This is a genomic window from Janthinobacterium kochi, assembly GCF_051380715.1.
Taxonomy (GTDB): domain Bacteria; phylum Pseudomonadota; class Gammaproteobacteria; order Burkholderiales; family Burkholderiaceae_D; genus Janthinobacterium.
This window is the reverse complement of record NZ_JBNYXO010000006.1, coordinates 142252-156765: the sequence shown is the minus strand read 5'-3', so window position 1 is coordinate 156765 and position 14514 is coordinate 142252. Positions and strand designations below refer to the sequence as shown.

13 protein-coding genes are annotated in these 14514 nt (G+C 63.6%); 4 read left to right on the top strand and 9 right to left on the bottom strand.

The genetic code is table 11. The annotated features are described in order from the left end of the window. The first annotated feature begins 82 nt into the window (after positions 1 to 82). Positions 83 to 1753, top strand: coding sequence for an energy-dependent translational throttle protein EttA (gene ettA, locus ACQ4WL_RS15430; RefSeq protein ID WP_102121407.1), 1671 nt, complete (start codon positions 83 to 85; stop codon positions 1751 to 1753). 72 nt (positions 1754 to 1825) lie between these two features. On the opposite strand, the gene ACQ4WL_RS15425 is transcribed toward ettA, so the two are convergent. Next, a complete protein-coding gene (locus ACQ4WL_RS15425) occupies positions 1826 to 2407 on the bottom strand; it encodes a porin family protein (RefSeq protein ID WP_436510534.1) in 582 nt (193 codons plus the stop codon). A 234-nt stretch (positions 2408 to 2641) separates the two neighbouring features. Between ACQ4WL_RS15425 and ACQ4WL_RS15420 the strand changes: the two genes are divergently transcribed. Next, positions 2642 to 3223: a putative pterin-binding protein gene (locus tag ACQ4WL_RS15420; protein WP_436510533.1), complete on the top strand. Its 582-nt coding sequence runs from the start codon at positions 2642 to 2644 to the stop codon at positions 3221 to 3223. A 6-nt stretch (positions 3224 to 3229) separates the two neighbouring features. On the opposite strand, the gene ACQ4WL_RS15415 is transcribed toward ACQ4WL_RS15420, so the two are convergent. Further along, positions 3230 to 3592, bottom strand: coding sequence for a hypothetical protein (locus ACQ4WL_RS15415; protein ID WP_436510532.1), 363 nt, complete (start codon positions 3590 to 3592; stop codon positions 3230 to 3232). 298 nt (positions 3593 to 3890) lie between these two features. On the opposite strand from ACQ4WL_RS15415, the gene ACQ4WL_RS15410 reads away from it, so the two are divergent. Next, positions 3891 to 5345: a sensor domain-containing diguanylate cyclase gene (locus ACQ4WL_RS15410; protein ID WP_436510531.1), complete on the top strand. Its 1455-nt coding sequence runs from the start codon at positions 3891 to 3893 to the stop codon at positions 5343 to 5345. Between the two features lies 1 nt (position 5346). Here ACQ4WL_RS15410 and ACQ4WL_RS15405 read toward each other — a convergent pair whose 3' ends face one another. From ACQ4WL_RS15405 to ACQ4WL_RS15375, 7 genes are all read right to left on the bottom strand, one after another. Continuing rightward, the gene (locus ACQ4WL_RS15405; RefSeq protein WP_436510530.1) at positions 5347 to 6189 is read right to left on the bottom strand and encodes a Rossmann-like and DUF2520 domain-containing protein; all 843 of its coding nucleotides are present in this window, start codon (positions 6187 to 6189) and stop codon (positions 5347 to 5349) included. Between the two features lie 6 nt (positions 6190 to 6195). After that, positions 6196 to 6783 carry a DUF924 family protein gene (locus ACQ4WL_RS15400; RefSeq protein WP_436510529.1) on the bottom strand — a complete coding sequence of 196 codons (588 nt, stop codon included), beginning with the start codon at positions 6781 to 6783 and terminating at the stop codon, positions 6196 to 6198. Positions 6784 to 6800: 17 nt separating this feature from the next. Further along, positions 6801 to 7541 (bottom strand): MgtC/SapB family protein, encoded by a 741-nt coding sequence (locus tag ACQ4WL_RS15395; protein ID WP_436510528.1) that lies wholly within the window; start codon positions 7539 to 7541, stop codon positions 6801 to 6803. Next, positions 7542 to 7790 carry a hypothetical protein gene (locus tag ACQ4WL_RS15390; RefSeq protein ID WP_436510527.1) on the bottom strand — a complete coding sequence of 83 codons (249 nt, stop codon included), beginning with the start codon at positions 7788 to 7790 and terminating at the stop codon, positions 7542 to 7544. After that, on the bottom strand, positions 7790 to 9601 hold the full coding sequence (locus ACQ4WL_RS15385) for an aminopeptidase P family protein (protein WP_436510526.1): 1812 nt from the start codon (positions 9599 to 9601) through the stop codon (positions 7790 to 7792). Before ACQ4WL_RS15385 ends, ACQ4WL_RS15390 begins: the two co-directional genes overlap by 1 nt. Positions 9602 to 9665: 64 nt before the next feature. Next, a complete protein-coding gene (locus ACQ4WL_RS15380) occupies positions 9666 to 11708 on the bottom strand; it encodes a DUF4132 domain-containing protein (RefSeq protein ID WP_436510525.1) in 2043 nt (680 codons plus the stop codon). Then, a complete protein-coding gene (locus ACQ4WL_RS15375; protein WP_436510524.1) occupies positions 11695 to 12393 on the bottom strand; it encodes a Crp/Fnr family transcriptional regulator in 699 nt (232 codons plus the stop codon). The genes ACQ4WL_RS15380 and ACQ4WL_RS15375 overlap by 14 nt, the downstream gene beginning before the upstream one ends. Before the next feature lie 179 nt (positions 12394 to 12572). Here ACQ4WL_RS15375 and ACQ4WL_RS15370 point away from each other — a divergent pair, with 179 nt between their 5' ends. Further along, positions 12573 to 14504, top strand: coding sequence for an AMP-binding protein (locus ACQ4WL_RS15370; RefSeq protein ID WP_436510695.1), 1932 nt, complete (start codon positions 12573 to 12575; stop codon positions 14502 to 14504). The last annotated feature ends 10 nt before the right edge of the window (positions 14505 to 14514 follow it).

Sequence of the window (14514 nt, the reverse complement as noted above, 5' to 3'; positions counted from 1 at the left end):
CCGTTTCCGCAGCGCGCAGCGCTGGCCGGAAGCGGGCGTTTACCGTATCCTGTCCGTCTTTGTATATCACCCGAGATTTCTAATGGCAAATTACGTCTACACCATGAATCGCGTGGGCAAAATCGTCCCGCCCAAGCGCCAGATTCTGAAAGATATTTCCCTCTCCTTCTTCCCAGGCGCGAAGATCGGCGTGCTGGGCCTGAACGGCTCCGGCAAATCGACCCTGCTGAAAATCATGGCAGGCATCGACACCGACATCCAGGGCGAAGCCGTACCGATGCCGGGTCTGAACATCGGCTACCTGCCACAGGAACCGCAGCTGGACCCGGAAAAAACCGTGCGCCAGGAAGTCGAATCGGGCCTGGGCGAAGTGTTTGAAGCGCAAGCCAAACTGGAAGCCGTGTACGCCGCGTATGCCGAGGAAGACGCCGATTTCGACGCCCTGGCCACGGAACAGGCGCGCCTGGAAGCGATCATCTCGACTTCCGACGGCGGCAATTTGAATTTGCAGCTGGAAATGGCCGCCGACGCGCTGCGCCTGCCGCCATGGGATGCCACCATCGGCGTGCTGTCCGGCGGTGAAAAGCGCCGCGTGGCGCTATGCAAGCTGCTGCTGTCCAAGCCCGACATGCTGCTGCTCGACGAGCCGACCAACCATCTGGATGCGGAATCGGTCGACTGGCTGGAACAATTCCTGCTGCGCTTCCCCGGTACCGTGGTGGCCATCACCCATGACCGCTACTTCCTCGACAACGCAGCCGAGTGGATCCTGGAGCTGGACCGCGGCAGCGGCATTCCATGGAAAGGCAATTACTCGACCTGGCTGGAGCAGAAGCAAGCCCGCCTGAAGCAGGAAGAATCGACGGAATCGGCGCGCCAGAAGGCGCTGCAGAAGGAATTGGAATGGTCGCGCCAGAACCCGAAAGCGCGCCAGGCCAAGTCGAAGGCCCGCCTGGCCCGCTTCAACGAGCTGTCCGAGCACGAATACCAGAAACGCAACGAGACGCAGGAAATCTTCATTCCCGTGGCCGAACGCCTGGGCAATGAGGTCATCGAGTTCAAGAATGTGTCGAAAGCGTTCGGCGACCGCCTGCTGATCGACGACCTGAGCTTCACGATCCCGGCCGGCGCCATCGTCGGCATCATCGGCCCCAACGGTGCCGGCAAGTCGACCCTATTCAAGATGATCACGGGCCAGGAACAACCCGACAGCGGCGAAGTGGCCATCGGCCAGACGGCGCGCGTCTCCATCGTCGACCAGAACCGCGGCGACTCGCTGTCGGACAGCAAGACCGTCTTCCAGGATGTGTGCGGCGGTGCCGACATGCTGACCGTGGGCCGCTTCGAAATGCCGTCGCGCGCCTATCTGGGCCGTTTCAACTTCAAGGGCGGCGACCAGCAAAAAATCGTCGGCAACCTGTCTGGCGGTGAACGTGGACGTTTGCACCTGGCAAAAACCTTGCTGGCGGGCGGCAACGTCCTGCTGCTCGATGAGCCGTCGAACGATCTGGACGTGGAAACCCTGCGCGCGCTGGAAGACGCCCTGCTGGAATTTGCCGGCAGCGTGATGGTCATCTCGCATGATCGCTGGTTCCTCGACCGTATCGCCACGCACATCCTGGCCTTCGAAGGCAACTCGCAAGTGAGTTTCTTTGACGGCAACTATCAAGAGTACGAAGCGGACAAGAAGAAACGCCTGGGCGAAGAAGGTGCGAAACCAAAACGTATCCGTTACAAACCGCTCACCGTATAAATCGGGTGCAGCAATGCAAAAAGGCAGTTACCTCGCGGTAACTGCCTTTTTTTTCAGCACATTTCTAAGTAATTAGAAATTGTAGCGTGCGCCAAGAGCTAAGCCCGTGGCCTTGCGGCCCTGATCGGCACTCTTGCCGAAGTGTTCCACTTCCGCCGTCAGCGAGACTTTCTCGTTGATCGCGTACTGAGCACCGACGGAAGCGTATACGCCCGTCTTGTCGTTGCCGCTGATGCCGGTCGACAGGCCCGTGCCGCTCAGGCTATTCTTGACCTTGGCCACACCGAGCTTGCCGAACACGCCGACTTTGTCGGTCACCGGCATGCTGGCCTTGCCGGCCAGGTAGTAGCCGTGCGAGTCGCTTTTCACGGAACCGTTGCCGGCACCGGTGACATAGCTGTAATCCTTGCTGCCGAAATCGGCATAGCCGCCCTCAACCGCCCAGGTTTTATCGAAATCGTAACCGGCGAAGATCTTGGCGCCGGCCTTGTAGCCGCTGTGATTATCGGCGCTGGTGGCGCCCGGAATATCGAAGTTATAACGGTTGCCCGTGACGCCAGCACCTACATAGGCGCCTTCGGCGTGTGCGGCGCTCATGCCGGTGAATGCGGTAGCGGAAGCGATCATTGCAAACAGGATTTTCTTCTTCATCATGTTCTCTCTCAAATAGTGAATGTTCGTAGATTTGTGCCTGGATTCGCAGTTCAGCGAAGTGCGATGAGGACACAATAACAGCCGAAAAAAACTACGTCTTTCTCGATTCCGTAAGAACTGTGACAAGATGTAAGCCGACATTCCAAACTGACAATAACCGTAAAATGCGCACTGTTGAGCGAACTTAAGATAGACTTAAGAGCATTAGCGATTTTGAGCCAAGAGGAGAAGTGCATGCATAAACGCCAGTTTCTCGCCGCCGGCATGGCTGCCGCGACGCTGCCCGCCATCGCCCGGGCGGCGCCTGCCGGCCTGCGCGGTCCGGCCCTGCTGACCATCACAGGCAGCATCGCCAAGCCCAACCGGGGTCCGTTCGACGCCGTGCGCGACCAGATGATGCACAAGCAGAAAATCAGTTTTGAGCGGGCGCGGGCCTTCGACTTTGCGGCGCTGACGAACTTGCCGGCGCGCACCATCTACCCCACCCTGGAATATGACGGCAAGGCACACGCCCTGCGTGGACCGCTGCTGCTCGATGTCTTGAAGGCGGCGGGCACCCCGGAGGAAGATGAGGTGCGCCTGCTGCTGCGCGCCGTGGACGGCTATGCCGCGGCGCTGACCGTGGCGCAGGCGCGCGCACAGCGTTTTATTGTCGCCACCCACCTGGACGGACAGGCGATGGCGCTGGGCGGCCTGGGGCCGCTATGGGCGATCCATGATGCCGACCGCATCGCGGCCGTGGCGGCCCTGCCGCTGGCCGAACGGTTCGCCAGCTGCCCGTGGGCGCTGTATCACATCGGCGTGGAGACGGGTTGACGCAGATTAAGCGTAGGCTTCCGCCATCGACATAACGCGTGGCGCGATGGTGATGCCGTGTTCCTCGAACAGGGCCGTGATGGCCGCCAGGTTGTGCGTGCACTCCTCGGTTTTCCAGCCCTTGAAGATGTCCGTGCCATCCTTCTGAAAATGCAAGTCCAGCACCTTGCCCTGATCCTTGTGCAGGTAGGGCGAACTATAGGTGTTCTCGTAGCCGAGCGCCTTCAATTGCCCCAGCAAGGCATGTGGTGGATGATCGGGATCGGTGGCGAGGAAAATGCCAAAGGTCTTGCCAGGTGGTTTGGCGGCGATGTCGACTTCATAAATGCCGGGGGCCTTGCTGGCAGACGTACTCTTTAAAAATAACATACAACACTCCCTGCGCGTGGTGTCCTGCGCCGAAAACGGGCGGCAAGACAGGGGCGGTGCGCAATGATTCCCCTCGACAAATCTTATTGCTAATTTACATCTTTGTCGACAAATCGGTACTTTTATTTGGTAAGTCGTGGTTATCTTGTCGCGTACACCAGCGTTAATTAGCAATAAAGCCAGTTATCATTGCGCCAATACCCGGCCTCCTGCATACTTTTGGCTTGCGTAAAGATTACCCCCGGCCTCGCGGCCTGAGCCCAGATCCGCGCGCCCTGGCCTGCCTACTCTCGTACCCATGCGTCTTCTCTCGATCAAGTACCGCCTGCTCATCCTCCTGACCCTGATCCTGGGGGCGGGCTTCATGGCCACCAGCCTGGCCAGCTACCTGGCGTCGCGCCAGGCCATCGAGCATGGCATCGCCGACCAGACCTTGCCTTTAACGGGCGACAATATTTATTCCGAGATCCAGAAGGACATGCTGCGCCCCGTCTTCATCTCGTCGCTGATGGCGCACGACACCTTCGTGCGCGACTGGATACTCGCCGGAGAAAACAACCCGGCGCAGATCGTGCGCTACCTGGCCGAAGTCAAGAAGAAATACGGCGCCATCACCAGCTTTCTCGTCTCGGACAAGAGCAGCAAATATTATTTTGCCGAAGGCACCCTCAAATCCGTCAGCCCGGAAGCCACGCGCGACATCTGGTATTACCGCGTGCGCGCCATGGACAACACCGATTATGAAACCAATGTCGACGTAGACATGGCCAACCGCGACAGCATGACCATCTTTATCAACCACCGCGTGGTCGACTATGACGGCCAGTTCATCGGCGCCACCGGCATCGGCCTGACCCTGGCCACCATGAGCCACATCATTGATCGCTACCAGGTACGCTTCCACCGCAACATCTATTTTGTTGACGGCGCCGGCACCCTGGTATTGGCAGGCAAGACCGTGCGCGAGGGTCACGGCAACATCCGCAGCCTGCCCGGCGTGAGCAGCATTGCCGAGCAGATCATCAACCACCAGAGTACACCGACGCATCTGTCGTACCAGCTGGGCCGTGCGCAAATCCTCGTCAACTCGCGTTTCATTCCCGAGCTGGGCTGGTACCTGGTGGTCGAGCAGAATGTCAGCGACGAAGTCAAGTCGCTGCAGGGCGTGTTCATCCTGAATCTGGCCATCAGCTTCGGCGTGACCCTGCTGGTACTGGTGCTGACCTTGCTGACGGTGAACCGCTACCAGCGCCGCATCGAACGCATCGCCTCGACGGATGCGCTGACCGGGCTATTGAACCGCCAATCGCTGGAACTGCTGTTCCAGCGCGCCATGCTCCTGTCCAAGCGCACGGCGCAACCGATGTCGGCCATCCTGTTCGACATCGATTTCTTCAAGCGCGTCAACGATACCCACGGCCACCTGTGGGGCGACAAGGTCATTTGCGGCGTGGCCGAGGTAGCGCGCGCCACCGTGCGCGAAAGCGACGTCATCACGCGCTGGGGCGGCGAGGAATACCTGGTGCTGCTGAATAACTGCAGCCTGGCCAAAGCAGAGGAAGTGGCGGAAAACCTGCGCGCCGCCGTCGAGCGGCACGATTTCGGCCTGCCCGAGCCACAGGCACCCGTGACGATCAGCCTGGGCGTGGCCGAATACCGGCCCGACGAAAGCGAGTCAGCCTTCTTTTCGCGCGCCGACAGCGCCCTGTATCAGGCGAAACAGCAGGGACGCAACGGCGTGCACGCCGCCTGATTCATCCCCCGCGCTTGCGCCTGGCCAGATCTTGCGTGGGCGCCACCAGCGCCCGGTACAACTCGCCCGTGGCGGCATCCCAGCTTTGCACCGCCTGCTGCTGGCGTTGCACGGTGGCCGAGTCGCCGCGTGCGATGGGGCCGGAGAGCGCGGGCGCGGCGCCCAGGCGGAACACATTGGCCACCGCTTCCGTCACCAGGGGCTGGGCCAGCTCGCGCGCCACCGGCTCGGGAATGCCGGCCGCCTGGTAGGCGCGCAGCGCGGCATCGAGCACGGTCACCAGATAATTGCTGGCAAACACGGCGGCGGCGTGATACAGGGTCTTCGCGGCCGGGTCGATCGGCACGGGGCGCGCGCCGATGGCATTCAAGGCCGGCGTGAGGAAGGCCAGCGCCAGCGGATCGCCTTCGACGCCGCAAAACGTGCCGTCAAAGGTGGCGGCCACCTGCTGCGGGTCGGCAAAGCTGCGGATCGGGTGGGCGCTGGCGACAAAAGCGCCGGCCTGCGTCGCCGCCAGCAGCACGCTGGAGGCCAGCGCGCCGCTGCAATGAAACACGATGGCGCCCGCCTGGCGTCCCTCGGCCACCAGCGCCGCGCAGGCCGGGACGATCTGGTCGTCCGCCACGGCCAGCAGGGTGACATCGGCGCGCCGCAAGGCCGCATAGCTGGCGACGGGGGTGCCGGCGCCCATGAAGGCCACGGCCGCCTGCGCCGACGCCATCGAGCGCGTCAGCACATCCTGCACCAGGATTTTTCCGCCATGCGTGCCATCCACGCCGGCGAACAAACGGCCCAGCACGCGGCCCACATGGCCGGCGCCGATGATATTCAGGGTGACGTCCATGGCTGCCTAGAAGCTGGAACCGGGCTGGCGCAGGAATTCCACCTCTTCCGGCGTGGAGGGCCGGCCGAGAATGGCGTTACGGTGGGGGAAGCGGCCAAAGCGGGCGATCACTTCCTGGTGGCGCTGCGCATAATCGAGCATGCCGTCAAAGCCGGGCTGCGCCTGCGACAGCAGCTGGAACAATTCGACGGCGCGCGCCTGCATGACCAGGTCTTCCGCGTGTTCGAACGGCAGGTAGGCAAAGGCGCGCAGCATCGGCGCCAGTTGCTGGTCAAGATTCTGCTCGGTCAGCGCCACGGCCAGCGCCAGCGCCAGGGCGTCGCCGGCAAAGGCGCGCGGCGTGCCCCGATGTACATTGCGCGTAAACTGATCGAGCACGATGAGGCGTGCCAGCGCGCCGTGTGGCGTCGCGTCCCACGCACGCAAGCCGCCCTCGATGGCAGCATCGATCAGCGCGCCGAAACGCGCGCGTATCTGCGCGTCGAAGGCGTCATCCTTGCGGAACCATTCCACGCGCGACTGGCCATAGTCAGGGTTATCCGGCGGCAGAAACCAGAAATCGAGTACCTCTTGGGCCTGTGCGTCCATATCCATCCTTTTCAGCATCCGTATCAATTACGCGCATGCGACAGCTGGAAGCCGGCGATGCCTTCGAAGGCGGCCAGTTCGGCCGACATGGCCGACAGGCTGATGCCCGTGTTCTTGCCATGCGCGATGGCGACAAAGCGCCATTCCTGCATGCCATCGGTGCTGCCGATGGTCAGCGAGCCGCCGGCGATGTCGTAGCCGCGCTTGGCAGCCATGCGCCGCAGCGCATCTTCGCGCGGAACAAACCCTTGCTTGAAGCGCATGGTGATGGCCACTGCGTGGCGCGACGGTAGCCAGTTCTCCAATTTTGACAGAAAAATCATCGCCATCGCACACATGAAGGCCAGGCCCATGGCCGACAGATAAAAGCCGATGCCCACCATGATGCCAATCACGGACGAGGCCCAGATCGAGGCGGCCGTCGTCAAACCGCTGATATTGAAGCCTTCGCGCATGATGACGCCGGCGCCGAGGAAACCCACGCCCGTGACGATACCCTGGATGATACGCGTGGGGTCGCTGCCGATGACGTTGCCATGGCCGCCATACCAGAACTCCGGATAGCCGCCCAGCACCGTCAGCGCGGCCGAAGCCATGCAGACCAGGCCATACGTGCGCATGCCGGCGGCGCGCCCGTGATAGGAGCGCTCATAGCCCACCAGCAAGCCCAGCAGCAACGCGCCAAGCAAGTTCAGCAGGATCACGCCATTCGTCGCCAGCTCGGCCGGCGACCAATAGGCGCGCAGGAAGTCGATGGTCGGCATCTAGGACTTTTTCGTCAGCTGCTTTTCAAACGCCACATCGAGCTTGCTGACGCGGCGCGCCTTTTGCGGTCCCAGGCCATTCACGAAGGCGACAAAGGCATCCAGTTCCAGCGGCGGGCACAGGGGCGGCAAGCCGGGACCTTCAGTCAGGAAAAACAGTTCATCGCCCGTGCGCGCCATCGTGTAGAGGCGATGGCCGGTGCGTTCCTTGAGCCGCTCGATGGCGGAGGTGGCGCGGGTCGAACGCATCAGATGGCTCCCGTGCGCTGTTCCAGCCACGCCAGCGCGGCGCCCGCCAAGTGCGGCGCCAGGCGCGCGCGCACGGTGGCGTGATAGTCGTTCAGCCAGGCCGCCTCGTCGTCGCGCAACAGCGAGCGTTCCACACAGCGCGTGTCGATCGGGCACAGGGTCAGGGTTTCAAAGCGCAAGAAGTCGCCGAACTGCGAGGACGCGGCCGGGACGTTGAGCACCAGATTCTCGATGCGGATGCCCCACTGACCGGGGCGGTAGATGCCCGGCTCGATGGAGGTGATCATGCCGATCTCCATGGCCGTCTGCGGCTCCGGCATGGCGGACTGGGAAATCGATTGCGGCCCTTCGTGGACGTTGAGGAAAAAGCCCACGCCGTGGCCCGTGCCGTGGCCGAAGTCGATGCCTTCGGCCCACAGCGGCGCGCGGGCGATGGCATCCAACATGGGCGACTTCACGCCGCGCGGGAACTGCGCGCGCGCCAGGGCGATCATGCTGCGCAAGACCAGGGTGAAATCGCGCTTGTGTTCGGCCGTGATCGTGCCGACGGGGACCACGCGCGTGATATCCGTGGTACCGCCCCAATACTGGCCGCCCGAGTCGATCAGCAGCAAGCCGTCGCCTTCGATGGTCGCTTCCGTGCCCGCATGGGCGTGGTAATGCATGATGGCGCCATGCGCATTGAAGCCGGCGATGGTGCCGAAACTGGGGCTGACAAAACCGGCGCGGCGGGCACGGGCGGCCGTCAGGTGCTCGTCGACGCCGATCTCCGTCAACGGCGCGCGCTGCGGGTCGGCCAGGGTGCTGTCAAGCCAGCTGAAAAACTCGCACAGGGCGGCGCCATCCTGTTCCATGGCCGCGCGCACGTGCGCCGCTTCGGCATCCGTCTTGCGCGACTTGGCCAGGGTGGTCGGGTTGATCGCTTCCACCACCCGCACGCCCTCGGCCACGGCCTGGCGCGTGCCGAAAGTGATGCGGCGCGGGTCCAGCAGCAGGGTGGCACCGGCTGGCAAGGCCGCCAGCGCAGCCGCCGTGCGGTCGTACGCGGCCACGTCCACGCCCTGGGCTTCCAGGGTGGCGCGCAGCGCGGCGGGCACCTTGCCGTCGGCGACGAACAGGGTGGCGCGCTCGGGCCCCACCAGCGCATGCGCGAGGAAGACGGGGTTGTAATTGACGTCGGCGCCGCGCAGGTTGAACAGCCAGGCGATATCGTCGAGGGTGGAAATGACGTGGTGGCTGGCGCCGTGCGCCGCCATGCTGGCGCGCAAGGCCGCCAGTTTTTCCATGCGCGACAGCGATGGATACGCCGCCGCATGTTCAACCACAGGCGCGGCGGGCATGGCCGGACGCTCCGGCCAGACGGCTTGCAGCACATCGGTGTCCGTGCGCAGGGTCACTTGCGCGCCCAGCGCCTGCTGCAGCAGGCGCGCATTGGCCAGGCCCAGCACGGCGCCATCGACGGCCACCGTCTGCCCCGGCTGCATGGTCTCGCCCAGCCAGTCGATATACAGCACGCTGGCGCCGGACGGGATTTTCTTCAGGACGATGCCGCTGCCGGCCAGTTCGTCTTCCGCCTGTTCCCAGTAGCGGCCATCGGTCCACACGCCGGCAAAATCCTGCGTCACGACCAGCGTGCCGACGGACCCCGTAAAGCCCGACAGCCACTCGCGGCCCTGCCAGCGGGCCGGCAGGTACTCGGACAGATGCGGGTCGGCCGAGGGCACGATGCAGGCGTCGATGTGCTGCGCGTGCATGGCGCGGCGCAGCTGCGACAAACGGGAGGCGGGAGTGGCTTGGTCAGGTGTCTGCATGGGAGTGAAAATGGCGCGGTGCTGGGAAGTGCCTATGATACCGCGATTAGCAGCCGGGCTGCACTCAGTGCAACGCCAGCAGCACCCCGGCGGTAGCAGCGATTTTTTCCAGCAGCGCCTCATCGTGCGGCAGCCAGGGCACGGCGCCCAGCTTGTTCCCCTTCGCTACCACCTCGGTCGCCACTTCGGCGCCGTCCAGCGTGACCCTGCCGGTAGTCAGGTGGATCGCGTGCCTGCCGACAATCAGGTGGCGCGCTTCGAGCGCCATTCGACCGTCCTCGATCTGCTCCGCGAATACCCGTTCCAGCACGGTGCGCCGCATGCCCGCCATCGGCCCCGGTACCAAATTGGCCAGGTAAAACAAACGCTCTTCGCGCTGCACGCTTTGCTCTTCTTCCACCAGCGCCAACGCGCTGGCGCTGACCAGCAGATCGACCGCGCGGCACGCCTCCGAATAGGCCACCGGCGCCATCGGCATCATCTGCGCGGGCGCCAGCCCGTTTGAGGTGCACGCACCGCCCGCACCTGGATACACGCGTCCCTCGATGCGCAGCAATACGCGCCAGGCGCCGAACTGGCGCGACAGGCCTTCATCGTAGTCAAGGCGCCAACCTTCGCGGCGGGCCAGTCCCAGCAAGGTAGGCACCGACAACTGGTAGCCGGCAAATGGGGCACTGCCGTCGCCGGGCGGTGCATATATTTCGCGATACACCTGGCGCAGCGGCTGGCGCAGGCGCCGCCGCGTGACCAGCGCTTGCCAGGCGGCGCGCTCATCCCCGTTGCCATGCAAGGGGTGCCACAGGCCGATTTCGCCTTGCTCAGGCAATGCCACTGGCTGCCCCTGCGCATCGATGGCACCCTCGCCATCGAGCATGAAAGTCTGGCCGTCGCCCGTGCGCCAGACCAGCGCGCGCGCCACCACGTCAATATCGCCATCGTCGCGCAGGGCACGCCATTGGTCCAGGCTAAACCACACCTCGCTGGCGTAGCCCGCTTCCAGGCGGCGCGCCAGCATGGCCTGGCGCCGCTTGCCCATGGGGCCCGGCATGCCGATCCTCCAGGCGATATCGGACCGTTCGGCCAGCGCCCGTTCGGCCGGTTTCAAATTGCGTTCCAGCTTCTTGCGGATGCCCGCATGGCGTACCTGCGCCAGCGCCGTGCGCAGGGCCAGCAAGCTTTCCGGCGTGGGGATGGTTTCCACCGCATGGCCCAGCGCCATCGCCAACGACTGCGACGGCGCGCTCTTGGCGGCGCCGGGCGCGACGCATGCCAAAGGCAGCAAGACGGTAATCACGGGCGCAAACCAGTCTTCATCGCGATAGGCAGCGACCCGCGCGGCACGCGCCAGCACCGGAGAGTCTGCCGTGGCAAAGGCGGCATCGGCCGCATACGGCACGCTGCCGTCATGGATGGCGGCGATATGGCGCGCCGCCTGTTCCAGTATCGTGCGCGCAAAATCGACATATGCAGTATCGTCGGCCAGCACGGCGGCGGGATCCGCCTCACCGATACTGTCGCGGTTCCAGTGGCCGCTGTAGCGCGAGCCGGCCAGCGCCAGCAGGGACGCTTGCGCCAGCTGCGGCAACAGTTCCAATTCCTGCAAGGTCAAGAGCATCGGGTAGCGCGCATGGCGCTGGTCCATCATCTGCGCGAATTGCAGCGGTGCGTCGCCGCCGGCCAGGCGCGCCAGCAGCCAGGCAGCAAAATGCTGCTCACCCCAGTGCTTCGGTTCGTCGAGGATACGCAGTGCCAGTTGCGCACTGCCTTCCGGTGGCACGCCATGCAGGCAAGCCAGGCAGCCAATCGCGTAGTCCCAGTCGTGCACGCCGGCCGCGTCCAGCGCGTCGAGGAACGTGTCGCCTGCCAGCGCCGGTGCCAGGTTCATGCTGGTCACTTGTGCCAATAGCGCCAGCGCCAGTTCGCGCCGCGCAGGATCGTCATGGCCAAAGCGCGCCGCGCGGTGCAACGTCCCCCAGATGACGCCCAGTTCGTCGGGTGTCCAGTCTTTGAAATCGACCGCCGGTCCCGTGAAACGCGCATGCTCGACAAAGCCGCCATCGAGGCGTACGCGCAGGGCTGCGGCGCGGGCGGACTCAGATGGCATCATCGGCCTCGTAGCGGCGCAAGCCTTCCAGGTCCAGCACGCGGATGCCGCCGTAATCGAGGCGCAGCAAGCCTTTCTTTTCCAGCACCTGCAGAGCCTGGTTGGCGCGCTGGCGCGAGGAACCGGACAGCAGGCCGATCTCCTCCTGCGACAGCTGCACCAAGGTATCCACGCCAGGGTACAGGTGCGAGTTGAACATCGAGGCCAGGCAGCGCGCCACGCGCGTGTTCAGGTCGAGCAGGCGCTCGTTTTCCACCATGCCGATGAACTGGCCCAGGCGCTCATTGAGCTGCATCAGCAAGAAACGCGTGAATGGCAGACTCGTTTCCAACAGCCAGTGAAAGGTGGCGCCAGGCAGGCGCGCCACGCGCGTGTCGCGCAGCGCCATGGTGTCGTATTTGCGGATTTCATTCTTCAGCAATGAACCTTCGCCAAACCAGCTGCCGGGCGGCACGCCGATGAAGGTCATGGCCTTGCCCGAGGCGGAAAAATTATTCATCTTGACCATGCCGCTGATGACGCCGATCCAATTGTCCACCGGCTCGCCCTTGCGGCAGACAAAACCGCCTTTCGGCACGAAGGTTTCAAACACATCCGCCTCGACCCGGGCCATTTGCACGGGATCGAGCAGCTGCGCCCAGTTGGCCGCGCGCACGGCATCCTTCAAACTGATATCAGGGTAGGTCATTGTGCAATGCACCATCGAAAAGTGGGTAAATGTCCCCGAAAAGACAACTTGGCAAACTAACGCAAGCTACTATCATTGCACAAACGCCTTACACATAAAAACACAGAGCGCCATCCAACGAGGTGGCGCCTGAGACAAGCAACAGGGAGACACTGGTGCAAACGACTACCACAGCAACGATGCCGACTTTTCCGCGGCGCTTATTGCAACACGGGACAGTACGGTCCGACAAGCCCGCATTCCGCGAAAAACACCTGGGCATCTGGCAAACCTGGACCTGGGCCGAAGTCAACGAGGAGGTGCGCGCTCTGGCCTGCGGCCTGGCTGCCATCGGCTTCCAGCGCGGCATGAACCTGGCCATCATTGGCGACAACCGTCCGCGCCTGTACTGGGCCATGCTGGCCGCGCAAAGCCTGGGCGGCGTGCCCGTGCCACTGTACCAGGATGCGCCGGCCGCCGACATGGCCTATGTGCTGCAGGATGCGGAAATCCGCTACGCCATCGTCGAAGACCAGGAGCAGGTCGACAAGCTGCTCGAACTCAAGGCCCTGTATCCGCACATCGCCCACATCGCCTACGACGATGAACGGGGCATGCGCCATTACCGCCAGCCGGAGCTGATGTCCTTTGCCGCCCTGCAGGTGCTGGGCAAGGCCTACGACCGCGAACATCCCGGCTTCTTCGACGCCGCCGTGGCAGCGGGCAAAGGCAGTGACTCCGCCGTCATCCTGTACACCTCGGGCACCACGGGCAAGCCGAAGGGCGTGTGCCAAAGCCACACGGCGCTGCTGGCCGCAGGCGAAGGCGGCGTGGCCTTCGACAAGCTCACCGACGACGAAGACATCCTGTCCTACCTGCCCATGGCGTGGGTGGGCGACTGCCTGTTTTCGCTGGCGCAGGCCATGGTGGCCGGCTTCACCGTCAATTGCCCCGAATCGGGCGACACGGTGATGATCGACATGCGCGAGATCGGCCCCACCTGCTACTTTGCGCCGCCGCGCGTGTTCGAGAACATGCTCACCAGTGTGATGATACGCATGGAGGATGCCAGCGCCATCAAGCGCCACATGTTCAGCCATTTCATGGACGTGGCCAAGCGCTGCGGCGCGCAGATTTTGGACGGCAAGCCCGTGTCGCTGGCGGATCGCCTCAGCTACAAGCTGGGCGAGCTGCTGGTCTACGGTCCCCTGAAAAACGTGTTGGGGCTGTCGCGCGTGCGCGTCGCCTATACGGCCGGCGCCGCCATCGGCCCCGACCTGTTCCGCTTCTACCGTTCCATCGGCGTCAACCTCAAGCAGTTGTACGGCTCGACCGAAACCTGCGCCTATGTGTGCCTGCAACCGGACGGCAATATCAAGTTCGACAGCGTCGGCTTGCCCGCGCCGGGCGTGGAAGTCAAACTGGCGGCCAATGGCGAAGTGCTGGTCAAGTCACCCGCCACCATGAGCGGCTACTTCAAGCGTCCCGACGCCACCGCCGAAGTGATCGATGCCGACGGCTACTTCCATACGGGCGACGCGGGCGTGTTCGACAGCGAAGGCCATTTGAAGATCATCGACCGCGCGGCCGATGTCGGCAAGCTGACGTGCGGCGCCATCTTCGCGCCCAACTACATCGAAAACAAGCTCAAGTTCTTCCCTTTCATCAAGGAAGTGGTGGCCTTCGGCCATGCGCGCGACCAGGTATGCGCCTTCATCAATATCGATATCGAAGCGGTGGGCAACTGGTCCGAGCGGCGCGGCATCGCGTATGCCGGCTACACCGACCTGGCGGCGCGCACCGAAACCTACGGCTTGATCCGCGACTGCATCGAGCAGGTCAACGCGGAACTGGCGACCGATCCGCTGATGGACCGCACGCAGATCCACCGCTTCCTGGTGCTGCACAAGGAACTCGACCCGGACGACGACGAGCTGACGCGCACGCGCAAGGTGCGCCGCAAATTCATCGCCGAAAAGTACGCGGTGCTCATTTCCGCCCTGTATGAGGGCAAGGCAACGCAATACATCGAGACCCAGGTGAAGTTCGAGGATGGTCGCACCGGTTCGACCAGCGCCAACTTGCAGATCTGGGACAGCAAAACGTATCGGCCCCAAGGCCTGGCCGCATGATGGAGCACAG

Excerpts from the sequence above, each read along its gene's own strand:
- ettA (WP_102121407.1), top strand. The coding sequence starts at position 83 with ATGGCAAATTACGTCTACACCATGAATCGCGTGGGCAAAATCGTCCCG.
- ACQ4WL_RS15425 (WP_436510534.1), bottom strand. The coding sequence starts at position 2,407 with ATGATGAAGAAGAAAATCCTGTTTGCAATGATCGCTTCCGCTACCGCA.
- ACQ4WL_RS15420 (WP_436510533.1), top strand. The coding sequence starts at position 2,642 with ATGCATAAACGCCAGTTTCTCGCCGCCGGCATGGCTGCCGCGACGCTG.
- ACQ4WL_RS15415 (WP_436510532.1), bottom strand. The coding sequence starts at position 3,592 with ATGTTATTTTTAAAGAGTACGTCTGCCAGCAAGGCCCCCGGCATTTAT.
- ACQ4WL_RS15410 (WP_436510531.1), top strand. The coding sequence starts at position 3,891 with ATGCGTCTTCTCTCGATCAAGTACCGCCTGCTCATCCTCCTGACCCTG.
- ACQ4WL_RS15405 (WP_436510530.1), bottom strand. The coding sequence starts at position 6,189 with ATGGACGTCACCCTGAATATCATCGGCGCCGGCCATGTGGGCCGCGTG.
- ACQ4WL_RS15400 (WP_436510529.1), bottom strand. The coding sequence starts at position 6,783 with ATGGATATGGACGCACAGGCCCAAGAGGTACTCGATTTCTGGTTTCTG.
- ACQ4WL_RS15395 (WP_436510528.1), bottom strand. The coding sequence starts at position 7,541 with ATGCCGACCATCGACTTCCTGCGCGCCTATTGGTCGCCGGCCGAGCTG.
- ACQ4WL_RS15390 (WP_436510527.1), bottom strand. The coding sequence starts at position 7,790 with ATGCGTTCGACCCGCGCCACCTCCGCCATCGAGCGGCTCAAGGAACGC.
- ACQ4WL_RS15385 (WP_436510526.1), bottom strand. The coding sequence starts at position 9,601 with ATGCAGACACCTGACCAAGCCACTCCCGCCTCCCGTTTGTCGCAGCTG.
- ACQ4WL_RS15380 (WP_436510525.1), bottom strand. The coding sequence starts at position 11,708 with ATGATGCCATCTGAGTCCGCCCGCGCCGCAGCCCTGCGCGTACGCCTC.
- ACQ4WL_RS15375 (WP_436510524.1), bottom strand. The coding sequence starts at position 12,393 with ATGACCTACCCTGATATCAGTTTGAAGGATGCCGTGCGCGCGGCCAAC.
- ACQ4WL_RS15370 (WP_436510695.1), top strand. The coding sequence starts at position 12,573 with ATGCCGACTTTTCCGCGGCGCTTATTGCAACACGGGACAGTACGGTCC.